Source organism: Sphingopyxis sp. OPL5 (assembly GCF_003797775.2).
Lineage (GTDB): Bacteria > Pseudomonadota > Alphaproteobacteria > Sphingomonadales > Sphingomonadaceae > Sphingopyxis.
The window spans coordinates 1,116,305-1,133,242 of sequence record NZ_CP060725.1; the positions used below are offsets into that span (position 1 = coordinate 1,116,305).

General features: G+C 65.2%; 11 protein-coding genes. 5 read left to right on the top strand and 6 right to left on the bottom strand.

The genetic code is table 11. The features are described 5' to 3' along the window. Positions 1-252: 252 nt before the first annotated feature. Complete coding sequence (locus tag EEB18_RS05445) at positions 253-843, bottom strand: TetR/AcrR family transcriptional regulator (protein ID WP_187141321.1); 591 nt, start codon at positions 841-843, stop codon at positions 253-255. Positions 844-1,066: 223 nt separating this feature from the next. Here EEB18_RS05445 and EEB18_RS05450 point away from each other — a divergent pair, with 223 nt between their 5' ends. Further along, positions 1,067-2,701, top strand: coding sequence for a tannase/feruloyl esterase family alpha/beta hydrolase (locus EEB18_RS05450; protein WP_187141320.1), 1,635 nt, complete (start codon positions 1,067-1,069; stop codon positions 2,699-2,701). A 47-nt stretch (positions 2,702-2,748) separates the two neighbouring features. Here the strand turns inward: EEB18_RS05450 and EEB18_RS05455 are convergent, their stop codons facing one another. Continuing rightward, a complete protein-coding gene (locus EEB18_RS05455; RefSeq protein ID WP_187141319.1) occupies positions 2,749-4,284 on the bottom strand; it encodes a class I adenylate-forming enzyme family protein in 1,536 nt (511 codons plus the stop codon). Positions 4,285-4,360: 76 nt separating this feature from the next. Beyond that, on the bottom strand, positions 4,361-5,509 hold the full coding sequence (locus EEB18_RS05460) for an aromatic ring-hydroxylating oxygenase subunit alpha (protein WP_187141318.1): 1,149 nt from the start codon (positions 5,507-5,509) through the stop codon (positions 4,361-4,363). A gap of 105 nt (positions 5,510-5,614) precedes the next feature. Here EEB18_RS05460 and EEB18_RS05465 point away from each other — a divergent pair, with 105 nt between their 5' ends. Genes EEB18_RS05465 through EEB18_RS05475 form a run of 3 tightly spaced genes read left to right on the top strand, consistent with a single transcriptional unit; the run spans position 5,615 to position 11,366 of the window. Next, complete coding sequence (locus EEB18_RS05465; protein ID WP_187141317.1) at positions 5,615-7,927, top strand: arylsulfatase; 2,313 nt, start codon at positions 5,615-5,617, stop codon at positions 7,925-7,927. 35 nt (positions 7,928-7,962) lie between these two features. Beyond that, positions 7,963-10,071: a molybdopterin-dependent oxidoreductase gene (locus EEB18_RS05470; RefSeq protein ID WP_187141316.1), complete on the top strand. Its 2,109-nt coding sequence runs from the start codon at positions 7,963-7,965 to the stop codon at positions 10,069-10,071. Further along, positions 10,068-11,366 (top strand): MFS transporter, encoded by a 1,299-nt coding sequence (locus EEB18_RS05475; protein WP_187141315.1) that lies wholly within the window; start codon positions 10,068-10,070, stop codon positions 11,364-11,366. Before EEB18_RS05470 ends, EEB18_RS05475 begins: the two co-directional genes overlap by 4 nt. A gap of 4 nt (positions 11,367-11,370) precedes the next feature. On the opposite strand, the gene EEB18_RS05480 is transcribed toward EEB18_RS05475, so the two are convergent. From EEB18_RS05480 to EEB18_RS05490, 3 genes are all read right to left on the bottom strand, one after another. Continuing rightward, positions 11,371-12,552, bottom strand: coding sequence for a lipase family protein (locus tag EEB18_RS05480; RefSeq protein ID WP_187141314.1), 1,182 nt, complete (start codon positions 12,550-12,552; stop codon positions 11,371-11,373). A gap of 68 nt (positions 12,553-12,620) precedes the next feature. Further along, positions 12,621-15,101, bottom strand: coding sequence for a TonB-dependent receptor (locus EEB18_RS05485; protein WP_262408136.1), 2,481 nt, complete (start codon positions 15,099-15,101; stop codon positions 12,621-12,623). A 195-nt stretch (positions 15,102-15,296) separates the two neighbouring features. Continuing rightward, positions 15,297-16,151 (bottom strand): alpha/beta fold hydrolase, encoded by an 855-nt coding sequence (locus EEB18_RS05490; RefSeq protein WP_187142345.1) that lies wholly within the window; start codon positions 16,149-16,151, stop codon positions 15,297-15,299. Between the two features lie 145 nt (positions 16,152-16,296). Between EEB18_RS05490 and EEB18_RS05495 the strand changes: the two genes are divergently transcribed. Beyond that, entirely contained in the window at positions 16,297-16,938 is a 642-nt protein-coding gene (locus tag EEB18_RS05495; RefSeq protein ID WP_056351936.1) for a TetR/AcrR family transcriptional regulator, read from the top strand.

The following is a 16,938-nucleotide window of genomic DNA, read 5'->3' on the forward strand; positions in this document are numbered from 1 at the left end:
GATCGGTTCGGCCGGTGCTGTTGCCGTGCATCACTCCCGGCGCTTACAGACAACAGATTCGATAAAATGTCAACAATGTCGCCGAGAGCCGATCACGCTGTGCATTGCACAATCTATGATATGTAGTTTAATTCGCGGAAATCCTTGAGAATCTACCTGCCACCAAGCCTTTCACGTCCGGATTTCCATCGTGTGCACAGGCGATGCCGATCCTCGGCGAGTCGCGAATCGGGCCTGCGCCGCCCCGAATTGTCAGCTTGACGTGGGAGGCCGATTGGCAAGCAAGGGTTCGACGACGAAGCGACGCACCATATGCCGCAGCTTGTCCTCGTCGCCGCCGAACTGGTCGAGCACGCGCAGCAGCATGACCTGATTGCGCGACAGCCAGTTCACGACATCGGCTGGGTCAAGGTCCGCCGCAAGTTCTCCGCTCGCCTGCGCGCGGTGCATCACCGATTCCCAGCGATGCCGCGCCTGCTCCTGATAAGGGCTGGTGGGGAGTTGGCTCTGCGCCGATACTTCCAGATCCTCGACGAAACGGCGTATATAGGGATTGCCGCTCGCCACCTGGACCGACGCGACAATCGCCTCGGTCGTCGTGTCGGCGAAATTCCGCTGGCGCTGGATGCGCGCGCGGACAAGTTCCTGAATCTTGTCGAGTTCGGCAAAGCCGATGTAATCGACGATCTCCATCTTGCCGCCAAAAAATTTATAGACCGTCGGGCGCGAGACGCCGGCGGCTCGCGCGATATCCTCGACCGTCGTCTTCTCGATCCCATAACGTTCGAAACATCGACGCGCGCCCTCGACGATCTTCGCGCCGGTCTTGCCGATATCGGGCATGGCCTTTTCCTGGCGATTTTTCGAAACGTCCAATGGCTCCGTCCTTCCCCTGCCCGGCTTTCAAGTGGGGCTTTGACCGGTAGACCCGCCCGTGAAACCAGCGATCGGCTTCATGCCCTGCCCTCACCATAGCATCAATATTTACATTTTCCATTTTTTGTTATTTGATAGCGAAACTGGCTCTCAGAGTCGGCAAAGCGACGATGGGTGGAGGATAATGGATATGCGATATCGGACAATGCTGATGATGGCCGGCGCGCTGACCGGATCGCTGACGACACCGTTTGCGGCGGCGCATGACCCGCGACCAGTTGCGATCCCCGGCGTAGCGGCCGCAGCCTGTTCGCCCGAGGCGATCACATGGGCGGGCAAGGATGTCGCGATCGAGTCGATCCGCTGGCTGGCCGACCCGGTGCCCTATTGCCGGATCGACGGGGTCGTGCGGACCGCAAATCCCGGGCCGAATACCGTCGGCTTCATGATCGCACTGCCGCAAAGCTGGAACGGCCGCTATCTGATGACGATTCCGGGTGGGTCGGCGGGCTACATCGTCAATCCGTCGCGCGAGCATCTGACCGCCGGCTATGCGGTGGCGACCACCGACAAGGGATCGCACTCGCGCGGTGCGCTCGACATGTCATTCCGCGGCGATCCGGCAAAGTCCGAAGATTATGCGCATCGCGGCACGCATGTGGCGGCAGTTGCGACGCAAACGCTGGCGCGCGGCTATTATAACCGCAGCGCGATGCCGCGCTATATCATGGGCTGTTCCGGGGGCGGCGTCAGCACCCTGATGGAAGCGGAGCGATACGCCGGCGATGCCGACGGCTTCATCGCGGCAGGCGCCCCAACCAGCGCCCATGTGCAGACGTTCTGGGCCTATGTCGCACAGCATGTCGCGCGCGATCCGGCGCGCTGGATATCGCCCGCCGACATGACGCGCGTCGGGCAGGCCATCGTCGCCAAATATGACGCGGCCGACGGCGCGCGCGACGGGCTGATCTGGGATCCAACGCAAATCCGCCTGTCGCATTCCTTGTTCCCGTTCCTCAGCGATGCGCAATATTCGACACTCGAAATCCTGGCCGGCGGGTTGCCCCCGGTTGCCGGATCCGACGTCGCGGCGCCGGGCTTTTGGTTCGCCAACCCCTCGCTGCTGGGACCGATCGCGCTGGGCACCGCGCCGCCGCCATGGACCGACAAGACTCGGCCGCCTCTGTTCGGATCGACCGTGCTCAGCATGAAGGCTTTGCGCGCTACCGGCTATGATGCGCTGACGCAGATGGATTTCGGGGATCCGGCACAGCGCAACGAAGACGACGCGCTGTGGGCGCGCGTCGGCGGTTATGGCTATGATCCCGCCAATCTTGCGGCGATGCAGCGAACCGGCGGCAAACTGATCATGTGGACCGGCGCCTCCGACGAATCGATCCCACCCGCGTATACGGCGGATTACAGCGACGCGGTCCGGGCTCGGTACGGCGCCGAAAGCGGAAATTTCTTCCAGAGCTTTTTCGTGCCCGGGATGTTCCATTGCCGCGGCGGCGAAGGCTCCCCAACCTACAGCAGTCGCGCGATGCTGGACGCGATGCAGCGCTGGGTGGAGGGCGGCACGCCGCCAGCTGACATCATAATGACCAACAGTCCTCGGACGCTGGAACTCAACTCGACGTCGAACACGTCGATGTATGTTTCGGGGATGAGCCTTGAAAAGCCCGTGACGGCCGATAGCGATGCCGGGGTGGCGCGAAGCTATCGTATCTGCGCCTATCCCAGCGTTTCGAAGTTCACAGGCGCGGAGGGAAGCGACGTCAGCGACGCGCGCAACTGGAAATGCACGGGAATGATGAAACGGTAAAAGGGCGCGGCCGACGGGCGTCTCGTGCCGCCCGCCGGCCCTGATCGCTATTTCCCGAACAACGCCTTTGCCTGGTCGGGCACCGCGGGAAACAGCCCCCGCAGCGTCGGTTTGGAAATCTTGCCCGACAGGGTGCGCGGCAGCGGTTCGTGGATGAAGACGACGCGGCGCGGACGCTTGAAGGCCGCGAGCTGCGCCGAGCCGTCGGTTTCGAGCGCGGACAGCGCCGCGCCTTCGTCCTTCACCCCGCTCGCGACGATCATCGGAACTTCGCCCCAGTCGCTGTCGGGAACCCCGATCACAGCGAGTTCGCCGATGTGCGGGTTCGCCGACAATATCTTCTCGATCTCGGCCGGATAGACGTTGATGCCGCCCGAGATGATCATGTCCTTCGACCGGTCGACGACCTTCACGAAGCCTTCGTCGTTCATCATGCCGGTGTCGCCGGTGCGCAGCCAATCGCCCGCAAACGTCGCCGCGGTTGCCTCGGGATTGCGCCAATATTCGCGCATGACATGCGGTCCGCGCACCATGATCTCGCCGATCTCGCCATTGGCAAGCGCGTTGCCGTCGGCGTCACCGATCTTCATCTCGCTGCCGACGATCGGGCGTCCCGCCCAGCCGATATGCGCGATCGCATCGTCGCCGTGCATCGTCGCAGCCAGCCCCGACGCCTCGGTCAAGCCATAGGACTGGATCAGCGAAATGCCCTTGGCGCGATAGGCCTCGATCAGGTCGATGCTGACCGGCGCGCCGCCGGCGGCGGCTGAGATCATGCTCGACAGATCGGCCTTTTCGAAACCCGGTGACCGCATCAGCCGTTCCCAGACGACCGGAACCGTCGTCGCCGCGCTCACCCGATGCCGCTGGATCACGTCCAAATAGCGGTCGATGTCGAAATCGGATTCCAGCACCATCGTCCCGCCCGCATTGACCGCGAACTGGATGAAGCAGGAGACGATCGCGCCGGTAAAGACGAAGGGCACCGCGACCATGATCGAATCGCGCCAGGTCAGCCCTTCGGCGATATTCTTGGCGAGACCGGGATACATGGCGCCGCCGTGCGTGAGCAGCGCGCCTTTCTGGCGCCCGGTGGTGCCAGAGGTGTAGCAGAGGAAGCCCGGGTCGGTCAGCGCGATCGCCTCGGTCGGTGCTGCCCCGGCATCGATCAGCAGGGACGAAAAGCTCCGCACGTCGCTGCCGTCGAGGCTGTAGATGGCGAAGGGCAGCTTCGACGCCGCCAGGTCGAGGCGGTCGAGATATTTTGCCTGGCTTACGACCAGCTTGCAGTCGGCGTCCTCAAGCAAGGGCAGGATTTCGCTGCCGGTCAGCTTGAAGTTCAGCGGCACGATCATTGCGCCGAGCTTCAGGCACGCGACGGTCAGCAACGGCGCTTCGATCCTATTGTCGAGGTGCATGCCGACGCGGTCGCCCTTGACCACCCCGGCGGCGCGCAGGCCCCGCGCGATCGCGTCGCTGCGCGCGTCGAACTCGGCCCAGCTCGTCCGGACGTCATCGGTGATCACCGCCGTATGTTCGGGCCTCCAGCGTGCCCAGTAACGGACAAGTTCGGCGATATTCATGCAGTCTCTCCCGAGGAGGTTTTCGCGGGCCCGGCTCTTCGTCCGGGCCTCTTACATCATCCTTGCCGCGCGAGCGTCACGCCAGCGCGTCGAATTCGCGCGCCATCTGCAAGTGCAGATGCTGCGTCGGCACTTCGTTGGCGCCATAGAGGAAGCCGGTCGTCGGCAGCGCCGCGGCATTAGCCTGGATCATTTCCTCCATCGGGAAATCCTCTTCGGTCGCGGCTTGCCGCAAAATCTCCCAGCTGCGGTTGATCCGCTCGGCAACCTCGTCGGTCAGCTTCGCCGGATCGGTCAGGAAGCGGATGTGGACATGGCATTTGCCGGGATCGGTCAGATGCGGCCACACGGTCCAATGCTCGATATGGTCGGGCGTCGGGATCACGCTCATGTTGGGGAAAATCATCAGGTTGCCGGTCAGATAGCGCCAGCCGCCCTCGATCGGTTCGCCGGCCTTGAGCTTGCGCGCGAGCCGCTTGCGCGCCGAATAGGATTGGCCGTGCCGCCCGAGATCGAGCCACACCGCGGCGCCGGTCTGGATCAGCTTTCCGACCCCTTCGGCGTGCAGGAATTGCGGGTGGAGCACGTCGATCGCGCCGTCCATCACCAACTTCCAGTTGATGTCGAGATCGATCTTCTGGTCCATGAAAACGACGAGCTTGTCGATGTCATAAGCCGCGAGCCGCTCGTCGGCCTCGCCCAGATAGTCGGCGATCGGCATGTCCTGCGGCGCCTGAGGCAGTTTGATCCACACAAGGCCGTGGCGCTCCTCTGCCTCGACCGCGAAGAGATTGCGGCACCCCTTGTCGAGCGTGCCATATTGCTCCTCGAACGGAATGCCGCGCAAGCTGCCGTCGCCCTTGAAGCTCCAGCCATGATAGGCGCAGACGAAAAAGGGCTTCTTGCCCTTCTCGCCCTGCTCGACCTTGCCGCCGCGATGGCGGCACATATTGCGGAACACAGCGACGCTGCCGTCCTTCTGCCGCACGATCAGCAGCGGCACGCCGAGTATGTCGCGGGTGACGAAACTGCCGGGTTCGGGGATTTCCATGCTCGTCGCGGCGGCGAGCGGTTGGCGCCGGAACACCTCGAGTTCGCGGGCCAGATGGTCGGCGTCGGTGAAATGCGCGGCGGGGACCTCGATCGAATCCGCGGCCATGTCGGTCGTGCCATTTTCCAGATGGTCGACGATGCGGCGATAGATCGTGTCCAATTCGATTTTCATGCCCTGTCCCTCGCCAATCCAGATGTTTACACTTTACGAAGATTGTAATTCATCTATAGTACGGCGTCAAGCATCCGGCGATCGACAGACACGAGGTGTATGGGAATGAGGAAAAGCAGGATTTTCAGCGCGGCGATCGCCTGCCTCGGCGCGGCGAGCATCGCCACACCATCATCGGCGTCACCCGGCGATCAGCCCAGGATCGGCAAGACCTTCGCCGATTCGACCCCCGGAAAAATCCAGCGCGCCATCGCCCCGGCGGGCGCGCCCAATGTCCTGGTCTGGGTGATCGACGACATGGGCTTCGGCCAGCTCGGCAGCTATGGCGGCCTGGTCGAAACCCCGAATATCGACCGCGTCGCTCAGCGCGGGCTGCGCTACACCAATTATCACACGACACCGATCTGTTCGGCGAGCCGTGCCGCGCTGCTCACAGGGCGCAATTCGCACCGCGTCCATATCGGCGGTCATTCGGCGATCGCGGTCGGCTTTCCGGGACAGGATGCGCTCGTCCCGCGCAGCGCGGGCACCGTCGCCGAGAATCTGCGCCAGTCGGGCTACCTCACTTACGCAATCGGCAAATGGGACCACCTGCCGCAGGCCGACGCCTCAGCCGCGGGCCCCTTCACCTATTGGCCCAGCGGCCAGGGCTTCGACCGCTATTATGGCTTCCTTGCCTTCGACGCCGACAATTTCGACCCGACGCTCTGGTCCGACCATGACCCGGTCGCGCTGTCGCCGCGCCCCGACTATCATCTGAGCGCCGATATGGCCGAAAAGGCCATAGCCTGGATCGGTGCGCGCGATGCGACCGATCCGAAACGGCCCTTCCTGATGTATTGGGCAACCGGCGCGGTCCATGCGCCGCATCACGCCCCGCAGCGCTGGCTCGATCATTATAAGGGCCGCTTCGACGCCGGCTGGGATGTCGCGGCGCAGCGAATCCTCGACCGCCAGAAGATGCTCGGCCTCGTCCCCGCCGATATGGTGCTGCCGCCGCTGCCCGCCGGCGTGAAACATTGGGCCGACCTCAGCCGCGACGAGCAGCGCATGTTTGCGCGCCAGATGGAGGCTTTCGCCGCTCAGCTCAGCCATGCCGACGAGCAGTTCGGCCTGATCCTCGCCGCGCTCGAAGCGCGCGGCGAACTCGACAACACGGTCATCTTGATCACCGCAGACAATGGCGCCAGCGCCGAGGGCGCGCCGCAGGGCACGTTCAGCGAACATTATTTCGCCAACGCCTATTTCGCGACGCTCGAGGAAAATCTGCGCCATTATGACGATTGGGGCGGTCCCTCGACCTACCCCCACTATGCCAATGGCTGGGCGGTCGCGGGCAATACCCCGTTCCGCTATTACAAGCAGACGGCCTATGAGGGCGGCACGCGCGTGCCGCTGATCCTCTCCTGGCCGGGGGGCATCGCCGCACGCGGCGAGCTGCGCGGCCAGTATCAGCACGTCACCGATATCACCCCGACGATTCTCGACGCCGCGGGCATCGCCCCCGCCGCGATGGTCAATGGCGAGCGGCAGATGGCGTTCGACGGCGTCAGCATGAAATACAGCTTCGCCGCGCCCACCGCGCCGACGCGGCACGCCACTCAATATTATGAAATGTACGGCAACCGGTCGATCTATGCGAACGGCTGGAAAGCCGTCGTCCCGCACCGGCTCGACGTGTGGGATTTCATGAACCGGCCGGTCTTCAGCGACGACAATTGGGAACTCTACAACCTTGCCGCCGACCCCGGCGAACAGCGCGATGTTGCCGCCGCCAACCCGCGCAAGCTCGCCGAGATGAAGGCGCTGTTCGCCCGCGAGGCGAAGGCGAACAATGTCTATCCGCTGTCCAACACCAGCGACGCGTGGGGCTTCGTCCGTAAGATGGCCGCCGAGGATATGGCGCGGCGCGGCTATCTGTGGACCTACACCGGCGCCATCGCGCGCATCCCGGAAGCGCTCGCCCCGCCCATGCAGTCCGCCAGCTTCACCATCGAGGCGAAGCTCGATCTCGACAGCGACGCCGGCGGCACCATCGCAGCGATCGGCGGGCGGCATGGCGGCTTCGCGCTCCACCTGCGCGAGGGGCGCCCGGTCTTCTCCTATCGCAGCCTCGACCTGAAACTGGCGGAAGTCGACGCCGACCGCGCGCTGGGGCGCGGCCCCGCGACCATCCTGCTGCGCTTTGAACGGCGCGGCGAGAGCGAAGCGATCGTCCATATCCTTGCCGACGGCGCCGAAATCGCCAGCGGCACGATCAAGGGCGCCCTGCCCCGCCTGTCCTTTTCGTCGAGCGAGACCTTTGACCTCGGGCAGGACAGCGGTTCGGGGCCGCTCGCCGATGGCAAGACCGCAGGCGTACTCGATGGCCGCGTCCGCACCGTGAATGTCCGCGTCACCCCGCCCGCGGCGCGGTGACGGGCATCGAACAACAGGAAGGAAGGGAACAGCTGATGGCTTTCACCACCATCCCCGGCGCCGATGGCGACCATATCACCTATTGCCGCGTCTGCGAGGCGCTGTGCGGCATGGTCGCAACGGTCGCCGACGGCAAGATCGTCAAGGTTCGCCCCGACCGCGACAACCCCCATTCGCGCGGCCATATCTGCGTCAAGGGCCCGGCGCTCGCCGAAGTCACTTACGACACGGACCGCGTCACCACCCCGCTGAAGCGCGTCGGCGGTCCCGGCGAGTTTGCGCCCGTCGGCTGGGATGAGGCGCTGGACGACATCGCCGCGCGCCTATCGGCGTCGATCGAGGCACATGGTCCGCAAAGCTTCGCGATGAACACCGGCAACCCGCCGAGCATGGGATGGCCCAGCTCGATGGGCAATTATCTGTTCAGCCGCGCGATGGACTGCACCAAGTTGTTCACCCCCTCGTCGGAGGATATCACGTCGGTGGTTCTCGCGACGGAGCTGATCTTCGGCACCCACGGCTTCGTCTTCCCCGACCTCGCGCAATGCGACCATCTGCTGATCTTTGGGTCGAACCCGCTGGTCAGCCACGGCTCCTTGCTCATCGCCCCGCGCTTCAAGGAGGATCTGGTCGAGATCGCCGAGCGCGGGCGCGTGATCGTCGTCGACCCCCGGCGCAGCGAGACCGCGCGCAAGTTCGAGCATGTCTCGATCATCCCCGCCGGCGACGTCTGGCTGCTCGGCGCGATGGTGCAGGTCGTCATCGCCGAGGGGCTGGCCGACAGGGCGTTCGTCGCGCGCCATTGCATCGGCTTTGCGGAGCTTTCCGCGGCGATCGACTGGATCACCCCGGAGCTTGCCGCCCCGCGTTGCGGCATCGAAGCCGACGAAATACGCACGCTCGCCCGCGATTTCGTCGCCGCGCCGCGCGCCGCCGCAATGGGGCGCATCGGCATCTGCCGCGCCAGTTACTCGACGCTGACCAACTATTTACTCCACCTCCTCAACCTGCTCGGTGGCAAGTTTCATAAGCCGGGCGGCGTCGGCTGGGGGCATGGCGGCACCGCGACCGACGCGCAGGCGACGGGACCCGGCCAGGCACGCCACAAGCGCCACAGCTCGCGCATCAGCGGTCAAGCCTCGGTCTGGGGCACACAGTCGAGCCTGACCTTCCTCGAGGAAATGACCACCCCCGGCGACGGCCAGATCAAGACCTTGCTGACCGTCGGCGCCAATCCGGTGATGTCGATGCCCGGCGGGCCGCGCCTACCCGAAGGCTTTGAGGCGCTCGACCTGATGGTGTCGGTCGACCTCTACATGACCGAAACCTCGCGCCACGCGCGCTACATCCTGCCCGCGACGACGGCGCTCGAGCGTGAGGACATCAACCAGTTCTTCATGAACCATATGGTACGACCCTTCGCCCAATATGTGCCCGCGGTGATCCCGCCGACCGGCGAAGCGCGCGGCGAATATGAGATTTTGCGCGACCTTGCCGCACGCATGGGCCGCGACGGCGCCTTCGGCAACATGACGCCGTTCGAAATGGCCGACGGCGCGCTGCAGGCCGGGATCGAGGGGCAGGACGGCCTCTCGCTGGCCAAGCTAAAGGCGAACCCGCACGGCGTGATGATCGAGCGCGGGCGCTGGGCGTTCGACTTCGAAAAGCGCATCGGACACCCCGACGGCAAGATCCACCTGTGGGACGATATCGCAGGCGAAGAGGTGACGCGCCTGCGCGCGGAACCCGATCCCGACCCGAACATGCTGCGCCTGATCAACCTGCGCAAGCTGCGCTCGATCAACAGCTGGATGCACAATGTCGACAAGCTCGTCCGCTCGGATTCCCCCGCGCTGCTGATCAACCCGGCGGACGCCGCCGCGCGCGGCATCGACGACGGCATGGCGGTGAAGATCTCGACCCAATGGGGCGCGATCGAGGTCGTGGCCGAGGTGACCGACGAGGTCCGCCCGGGCTGCGTCGCCTATCCGCATGGCTGGGGCCATCGCGGCGGCTGGCAGGGCGCCAATGCGCAGCCGGGCCGGAACCTCAACGAAATCACGCCCGCAACCCCCGACCAGGCCGAACAGGTGTCGGGGATGAGCTGGCTCGAAGGCTTCCCGGTGGAGATTTGCGCGGCATGACGGCCTGGGGATGGCCGTCGCCAACCCGCGCCTGGTATGTCGCCGGGCTGCTCTGCCTGATCGCCGCACTGTCCTATCTCGACCGTTACATCATCGCGCTGCTCGCCGATCCGATCATCAGGGACATGGGCATCGATGCCACCGCGATCGGCCTGCTCATCGGCCTCGGTTTCGGATTGCTCTATGCCCTGTCAGGCGTCCCCGTCGCCTATCTGATCGACCGCGGCACGCGCGTGCGCATCGTCGGCATCGGCGTGATCGTCTGGAGCCTGTCGACCGTCGCATCGGGCTTCGCGCCCAATTTCGAGATATTGCTGATGACGCGCGCCGGGGTCGCGATCGGCGAAGCGGTGCTGGTCCCCGCGACGGTATCGCTCGTTGCCGACCTCTTCCCGCCCGAAAAACGGGCGCTGCCCATCGGTCTGTTCATGGCGGTATCGACGCTGATGGCGTCTGGGGCCTTCCTGATCGGCGCTTATGCCTTCGAGCTAGCGACGTCCCTCTCGCCCGATCTCGGGCTCAGCCCATGGCGGCTGACGCTTGTCATCGTCGGTGTACCCGGATTGGTCCTCGGCCCGCTCTGGCTGATCACCGTCGCCGAACCCGATCGCGTCGAAGAACCCGGACAGGCCGACCAGACCAGCCTCGCGGCCGCCCTCGCCTATCTCCGCCGCCACTGGCGCTTCTACCTGCCCTTCTATCTTAGCTTTGGCGTGTCGGCGCTCGCGAGCTACAGCTTCATCGCCTGGACGGCGACGATGCTGACGCGCAGCTATGGCCAGAGCGTCGCCGCCGCCGGCGCGATCTTCGGGCTTGTCGGCGTGATCGCGGCGGCGATCGCGGCCTTTTTCTGGCCGGCAATCAGCGCCTGGGTCTTGAAGCGCGACCGCGCCGAACTCGCGGTGCTCGCGCTCGCGGTCGGCCTCGGCATCGGCCACGCCGCGGTCACTGCCTTCCCGCTCGCGCGCGACATCGACGGCGCAATCGCGATCATCGCCGTCGCGACCTTCGGCTATGGCGCGGCGGGCGGCCTCGCGGTGCTGATCATCCAGCACATCGCCCCGCCGCGCATGCGCGCCAAGATCACCGCGCTCTATGTGCTGGTCGGCAATCTGGTCGGCCTGACCTGCGGCCCGGCCTTGTCGGCGTGGATGTCCGACACCGTCTTCACCGGCAACGATGCGCTGCGCCAGAGCCTGTCGATGCTGGCGCTGGTCATGCTGCCGCTGACCGTCGGCCTGGTCCTGTTCGCCATGACGGCGCACCGCCGCGTCGCCGCCGACGAAGGCCGCTAGGCGGCTAGGGCTTGCAGGTCGGCGCGATCGGTCCGCCCTCGATCGCCGCCTTGGCAAAGGCGATCGCATCGGCTGCGGCGGCGTTCACAACGCCCGAATGATCCTTGTCCTTGTAGATACGCGCCTCGACGACATTGCCGCGGCTGCACAGGTCGTTGACCAAGGTCAGCGTCGTCATCGGCAGCGCCGCCGTGTCAGCCGCGCCGATGCCGAAAAAGACCGGTGCCGCGAGGTCGAGCGTTGGAAAAGAACGCAAATCGACGTCGGTATCCCAGAGCCGCTTGAGCATGCCCGGCCGAAACGCCTTCGACGGATCGAGGTTGCGTGCGGCGGCCGCCTTCATCAGGTCGGGCAGGCACGCCGATCCGACGATCTCCTCGATCTCGCGCCCCTGTTCGGTGAAAACCGCATCGGCATCGAGATCGGCATGGGTGCGCGTGAGTTCATAGCCGATCATCGCATAAGCGCCGGTGACCATGACGTCGGTCGCGCTCGACGCGAGTCCGCTCTCGATCGCTTCGCGCGACAGGTTCGGCGCGCCCGTCGCGACAACGCCGCGCACCTTCAGTTCGGGCGCGTGGGTCGGCGCATAGCCGGCGGCCGCGACGACCGTTCCGGCGCCCTGCGATTGCCCGACGAGGATGACCTGATTGGCCGTCCCGTAACGTGCGTCGCGCACGACGGCCCGCGCGCTGTCGAGGAGGCTGTACGAACTCGCGCGATAATTGGAATAGGGATGGATGCCCGGTGTGCCGAGCCCCTGATAATCGCTCGCCACCACCGCAAAACCGGCGTCGAGCCAGCTCGAGATATAGCGGCCATCGCGCTCGCCGCGCGGACGCGCCGACGGCGCGCAGACGTCGGCGATGCCGGTGGTGCCATGCGCCCAGGCCATCACCGGCCAGCCGCCCTTCGGCGGCGTACCGCGCGGGAGAAAAACCGCGGCCGAAACCGGCGCCACGCCCTTATCGGCGATGCCGTCGCTCGCGGTGTAGAGGATGCGCGTCGCCCTGCCCGCGCCGGGCACCGAAAAATCGGCGGGCAACGGCTCTTCGGCCAGTACGACGCCCACCTCGCCCGGCAAAGCACCGGACCAAGCGTAAAAGGCCGGCACGCCGCCATCACCGACGTCGGACGGCGCGGCCCTCGCCGGCGCCATCACAAGGCCGAGCGAGACGATCAACATGAACCCGGCCCGCTTTCGCAGCGCCGGGTTCATCGTCGATCTTGCGCCGCGCGAACCGCGACCGAGCATCAGAATTTGACCGAGGCTTCGATGTAGAATTCGCGCGGATTATCGACGAAGGCCGACAGGTCGCTGAGCACGCCCGGACCGGCGGTGCCCGTTCCCGTGCCACCGGTGAACGGGATTTCCGAGCCGCCGGTCACCACCAGCTTGTTGCTCAGGTTGCGGCCGATCAGCGCCAGCGTCCAGCGATCGTCGCGGCCTTTCAAGCGCAGCGACGCGTCGAACTTCGTGAAGCTCGGCTGGATCGCGTCGGGGCGCAGCGTGTCGGAGAAATTATATTTGGCCGAATAGCTCATGTCGCCGCTCGCTTCGAGCGTCATGCCCGAATCCGACAGCTCGACCGCGTAGCTGGCACCGAGGCGACCTGCAAAGCGCGGTGCCTTGGGCGGCGTCAGCCCGTCATAATCCTGGCTGGTGAAGGGCCGCGGCGGGTCGCCGGGATTCACCCGAGGCGGCGCAAGCAGGTTACAACCCTGCGCGATCGTCTGGCCACCATAGCATTGCCCGACATAATCCTTGTAGGACGCATTGTTGTAGGCCGCCGCGCCGCGCAGCGAGAAGCCGCCCGAACGCCAGTTGAAATCGCCCTCGATGCCTTTGACGCGGAGCGTACCGGCATTCGCCACGACCTGCCCGATCGTCACTGGATCAAAATTCTGCACCTGCAGATCGAGATAGTCGTAATAATAGGCCGTCGCGTTAAGCGAAAGCGCGCCGCCCATCAGGATCGCACGCCCCCCGACCTCGCCGCCGCGGGCGCGCTCGGCACCGAACTGCCCGGCCGCGACGGTCGCCGCGGGGGTCAGGGTCTGCGAAATGTTGAACCCGCCCGATTTGAAACCTTCCTTGTACGCGGCGTAAAAGGTCAGGTCGCGCGAGGGCTTGTAGCGAAGCGTGACCTGCGGCGAGACGTCGGATTCGCGATAACGATCGTCAAGCCGCAGCCCGCCCGGAAACGCCGCACCAAAGGCGGGATTGGCGGCGAGCGACGCCTGGAAGCTGTCGCGCGATTCATAGCTGTACCGCGCGCCCGCCGCGAGTTCGATCGCGTCGGACAGATTCGCCGTCACTTCGCCGAACGCCGACATCGAGCTGCCGGTGAAGCCATTGTCGCGCTTGAACGTCACATAGGTCGGCCCCGCGGCGACAGCCGGCAAGGGGAAGATATAGGCATCGGTGTTGAAGATGAACTTGTTGCTCGACGCGAACAGCCCGAACAGCACGTTGACCGGCCCGCCCCACTTCGACTGGAAGCGCAGTTCCTCCGACGTCTGGCGATAATCGGCGAGCTGCGAGAAGGTCGCCGGATAGGCTTCACCCGACACGTTGTTCAGGTCGTTCTGCTTGAAGCGGTAATAGGAGGTGATCGAGGTGACGTCAAAAACGTCGCTCTCCAGCGTCGCGGTCAGGATACCGAAACCCGATTTGAGCCGCGAATACATGTGTCCGTCGCCGGCATAGCGATAATCGAGGTTCGCCACCTCGACGGGGATCGTCGAGCTGTCCGACCGGCCGTTGATGACGCAATCGGCATTAGGACTCGGCGGAATGCCGTTGGCGGCGAAGGGCGTGGTGCGACCGCCGCCGCAGATGCGCTCGATGATGTCAGTCGGGCCGCCGTCCTTCTGGTCGGTGTAGCCGCTTTTGACCTGGAAGGTCAGATTGTCGGTGGCGTCCCATTCGAGCGTCGCACGTCCGCTATAGGTACGGCCGCCGCCGCGATATTTGCTGTTGCTGTGACGCTGGAGGCCGAACGGGTCGGTATAGGTCGCCGCGGCGGTGTTGGTGAAGGCGCCCTCGCTGTCCGCGATGCGGAAGGCCAGGCGCGCGCGCAGCCCGTCGGCGAGCGGACCCGAAATATAACCCTCGCCATATTTCTCCTGCGCCTCGAAACCATAGCCCGCCTTGAATCCCGCCTCGAAGACGTCGCGCGGGTTGTTCGTGGTGACCGCGATCAGGCCCGCGGTGGCATTCTTGCCGAAGAACAAGGCCTGCGGCCCCTTGAGCACCTCGACGCGCTGGACGTCATATTGGCTGAGACCGATCTCGCGGCCGCGGCTCATTGGCATGCCGTCGACGACGAAGGACACCGACTGGTCGAAACCCGCGCTGAGCGCGGTCGAACCGACGCCGCGGAGGAAGATGCTGGCCGACGACCCCGACGCCGCCTTGCCCGCGACCATCGTCGGCACGAGCTGCGCGATATCGTTAAAGTCGGTGACCGCGTAATTGTCGAGCGCCGCGCCGCCGAGCGCGGTGATCGCGACCGGGGCGTCGATCAGTCGCTCGTCGCGGCGGCGCGCGGTGACGATGATTTCGGCGTCGTTGCCGGCATTGGCTTCGTCGGCGGGCGGCGGCGCGGGGGCGGCGGCGCGGCGGGCGGCGGCGCGGCGGGCGGCGGCGCGGCGGGCGGCGGCGCGGCGGGCGCGTCCTGCGCATAAGCGGGCGCAGCAACCGCCGCGAGCGCGATAACCGATGCCAGGCAAGCGTAGCGAATTGCAGGACGCGAAACTTTGCGATCCATGACCGTCTCCTCCCAAAGGTCGAGCCGTCAGCTGCGGCCCTGTGGGATTTAACCTACAGTCATTAGATTTAAAGTCAATCGCAAATTTAACGCCGTAAGGTTTTCGGCGGACACATATGATCCATCATAAAATCTGATACTTAGTGCCAAATCTCTATCACGACACCGGCATCAGTAACCGCTTCGCAAAAGCGATCACGCCATCGTTGAATGCGTCGTTGCGATCGCCCGCTACCATATGTCCGGCGCCCTGCACGTCGAGGATTGCGAGCCGCGGCACCTGCCGCCGAAAGGCCGCGATCCCGGCCTCGCTGACGACGTCGCTCGACAGCCCGCGGACCAACAGCACCGGCATGTCGACCAGCGCGCCCAGCGTTTCGGTCGCACGCTCGACGACGATATGATGCGTCGTCGGCGCGGTATCGAGGATGCGCGGGTCCCAATGCCAGTACAGGCGCCCCTCTCGCGGGCGCAGATTCTTCATCAGCCCGCTTGTGTCGGTTGGCCGCGTACGCTGCGGGTTATAGGCCGCGACCGCTGCCGCCGCCTCGTCGATGCTCGCAAAGCCTTCGCGATGCCCGTGCATGAAGCCGACGATGCGCTCGATCCCGCGCGGATCGGGTTCGGGCACGATATCGACGAGCACGACGCCCGCGGGCCGCAGCCCTTCGTGCACCGCCTGGATCGCGGTCGCTCCGCCCAACGATGCGCCGACGAGGACGAACGGCACGCGCAGATCGGCCACCACCGCGCGCAGATCGGCCGCGCGGTCGCTGAGCGCATAGGCGCCGGTGGGCGACCAGTCGCTGTCGCCATGCCCGCGCGCGTCGAAGTTGATCACTTGCAATCCCGCGTCGAGCAGACTGTCGACGGCACGGCTCCAGCTGTGTCGCGTCTGCCCGCCGCCGTGGAGCAGGATCACGCACGGCGCATCCGCCACCCCGCCGCGATCACCGACAAGTTCGACTCCGTCCGAAGACACGAACACACGGGTCTGCAAGTGATCCGTCATCGACTGGCTCTCCTCATACTCGACAATGATCTCGGGATTATCTAACGTCAATAGATTTAACGGGCCACCCCAAGCGGCGGCGTTTTTGTACTGGCACGCGCCCGCCCGCGCTGCCATGAGCAATTTGGGCAAGGGGAAAATTTCGTTGGCACGGCCATCCAAACCGCTGATATCGCGCGCTAATGCGGCCGAGGCCGCGCTTGAGGTGATCGACGAGGTCGGGCTTGAGGAACTGAGCCTCAACCTCGTCGCGCGCAAACTCGGAGTGCGGCCGCCCTCACTCTACCATCATTTCAAGGACAAGTCGGAACTGCTCCAGGAGGTCGCGCGCATGATGTTCGTGCGCATCCCGACGGTGAACGATCCCGCGCTGTCCTTCGAGGAACAGATCATCGCGCGCTGCGTGGTGACCCGCCGCACCCTGCTCAAACATCCCAATGCCGCGCCGCTGATGCTGCGCTATTTCCCGCGTCACCTGCTGCTCGCCGCCTATGAACGCGCGGCGTCCGAGGAACCCTACCCCCCGTCGATCCACCTGACCGTGATCGATGCGATTGAGAAATATACCTTCGGAACCGCGCTGTTCGAGGCGTCGGCTCAGGTGCGCGGCATCCCGGTGATCCCGGCGGTCGATGCGGCCAAATATCCTTACTTCGCCAAAGCTGTGGACGACAATCCCTTTGGCGACGAAGAGATGTTCGTCGAGGCGCTGCGCATGTTCCTGGTCGGCGTCAGGCGCCGCCTGGGCACGGATACCATCGGCGCGCCGCTCGGCGACGCCGACTAG

Bases quoted from the DNA above. Each gene is read 5' to 3' on its own strand.
- EEB18_RS05445 (WP_187141321.1), bottom strand. From the start codon at position 843: ATGCCCGATATCGGCAAGACCGGCGCGAAGATCGTCGAGGGCGCGCGT.
- EEB18_RS05450 (WP_187141320.1), top strand. From the start codon at position 1,067: ATGCGATATCGGACAATGCTGATGATGGCCGGCGCGCTGACCGGATCG.
- EEB18_RS05455 (WP_187141319.1), bottom strand. From the start codon at position 4,284: ATGAATATCGCCGAACTTGTCCGTTACTGGGCACGCTGGAGGCCCGAA.
- EEB18_RS05460 (WP_187141318.1), bottom strand. From the start codon at position 5,509: ATGAAAATCGAATTGGACACGATCTATCGCCGCATCGTCGACCATCTG.
- EEB18_RS05465 (WP_187141317.1), top strand. From the start codon at position 5,615: ATGAGGAAAAGCAGGATTTTCAGCGCGGCGATCGCCTGCCTCGGCGCG.
- EEB18_RS05470 (WP_187141316.1), top strand. From the start codon at position 7,963: ATGGCTTTCACCACCATCCCCGGCGCCGATGGCGACCATATCACCTAT.
- EEB18_RS05475 (WP_187141315.1), top strand. From the start codon at position 10,068: ATGACGGCCTGGGGATGGCCGTCGCCAACCCGCGCCTGGTATGTCGCC.
- EEB18_RS05480 (WP_187141314.1), bottom strand. From the start codon at position 12,552: ATGTTGATCGTCTCGCTCGGCCTTGTGATGGCGCCGGCGAGGGCCGCG.
- EEB18_RS05490 (WP_187142345.1), bottom strand. From the start codon at position 16,151: ATGACGGATCACTTGCAGACCCGTGTGTTCGTGTCTTCGGACGGAGTC.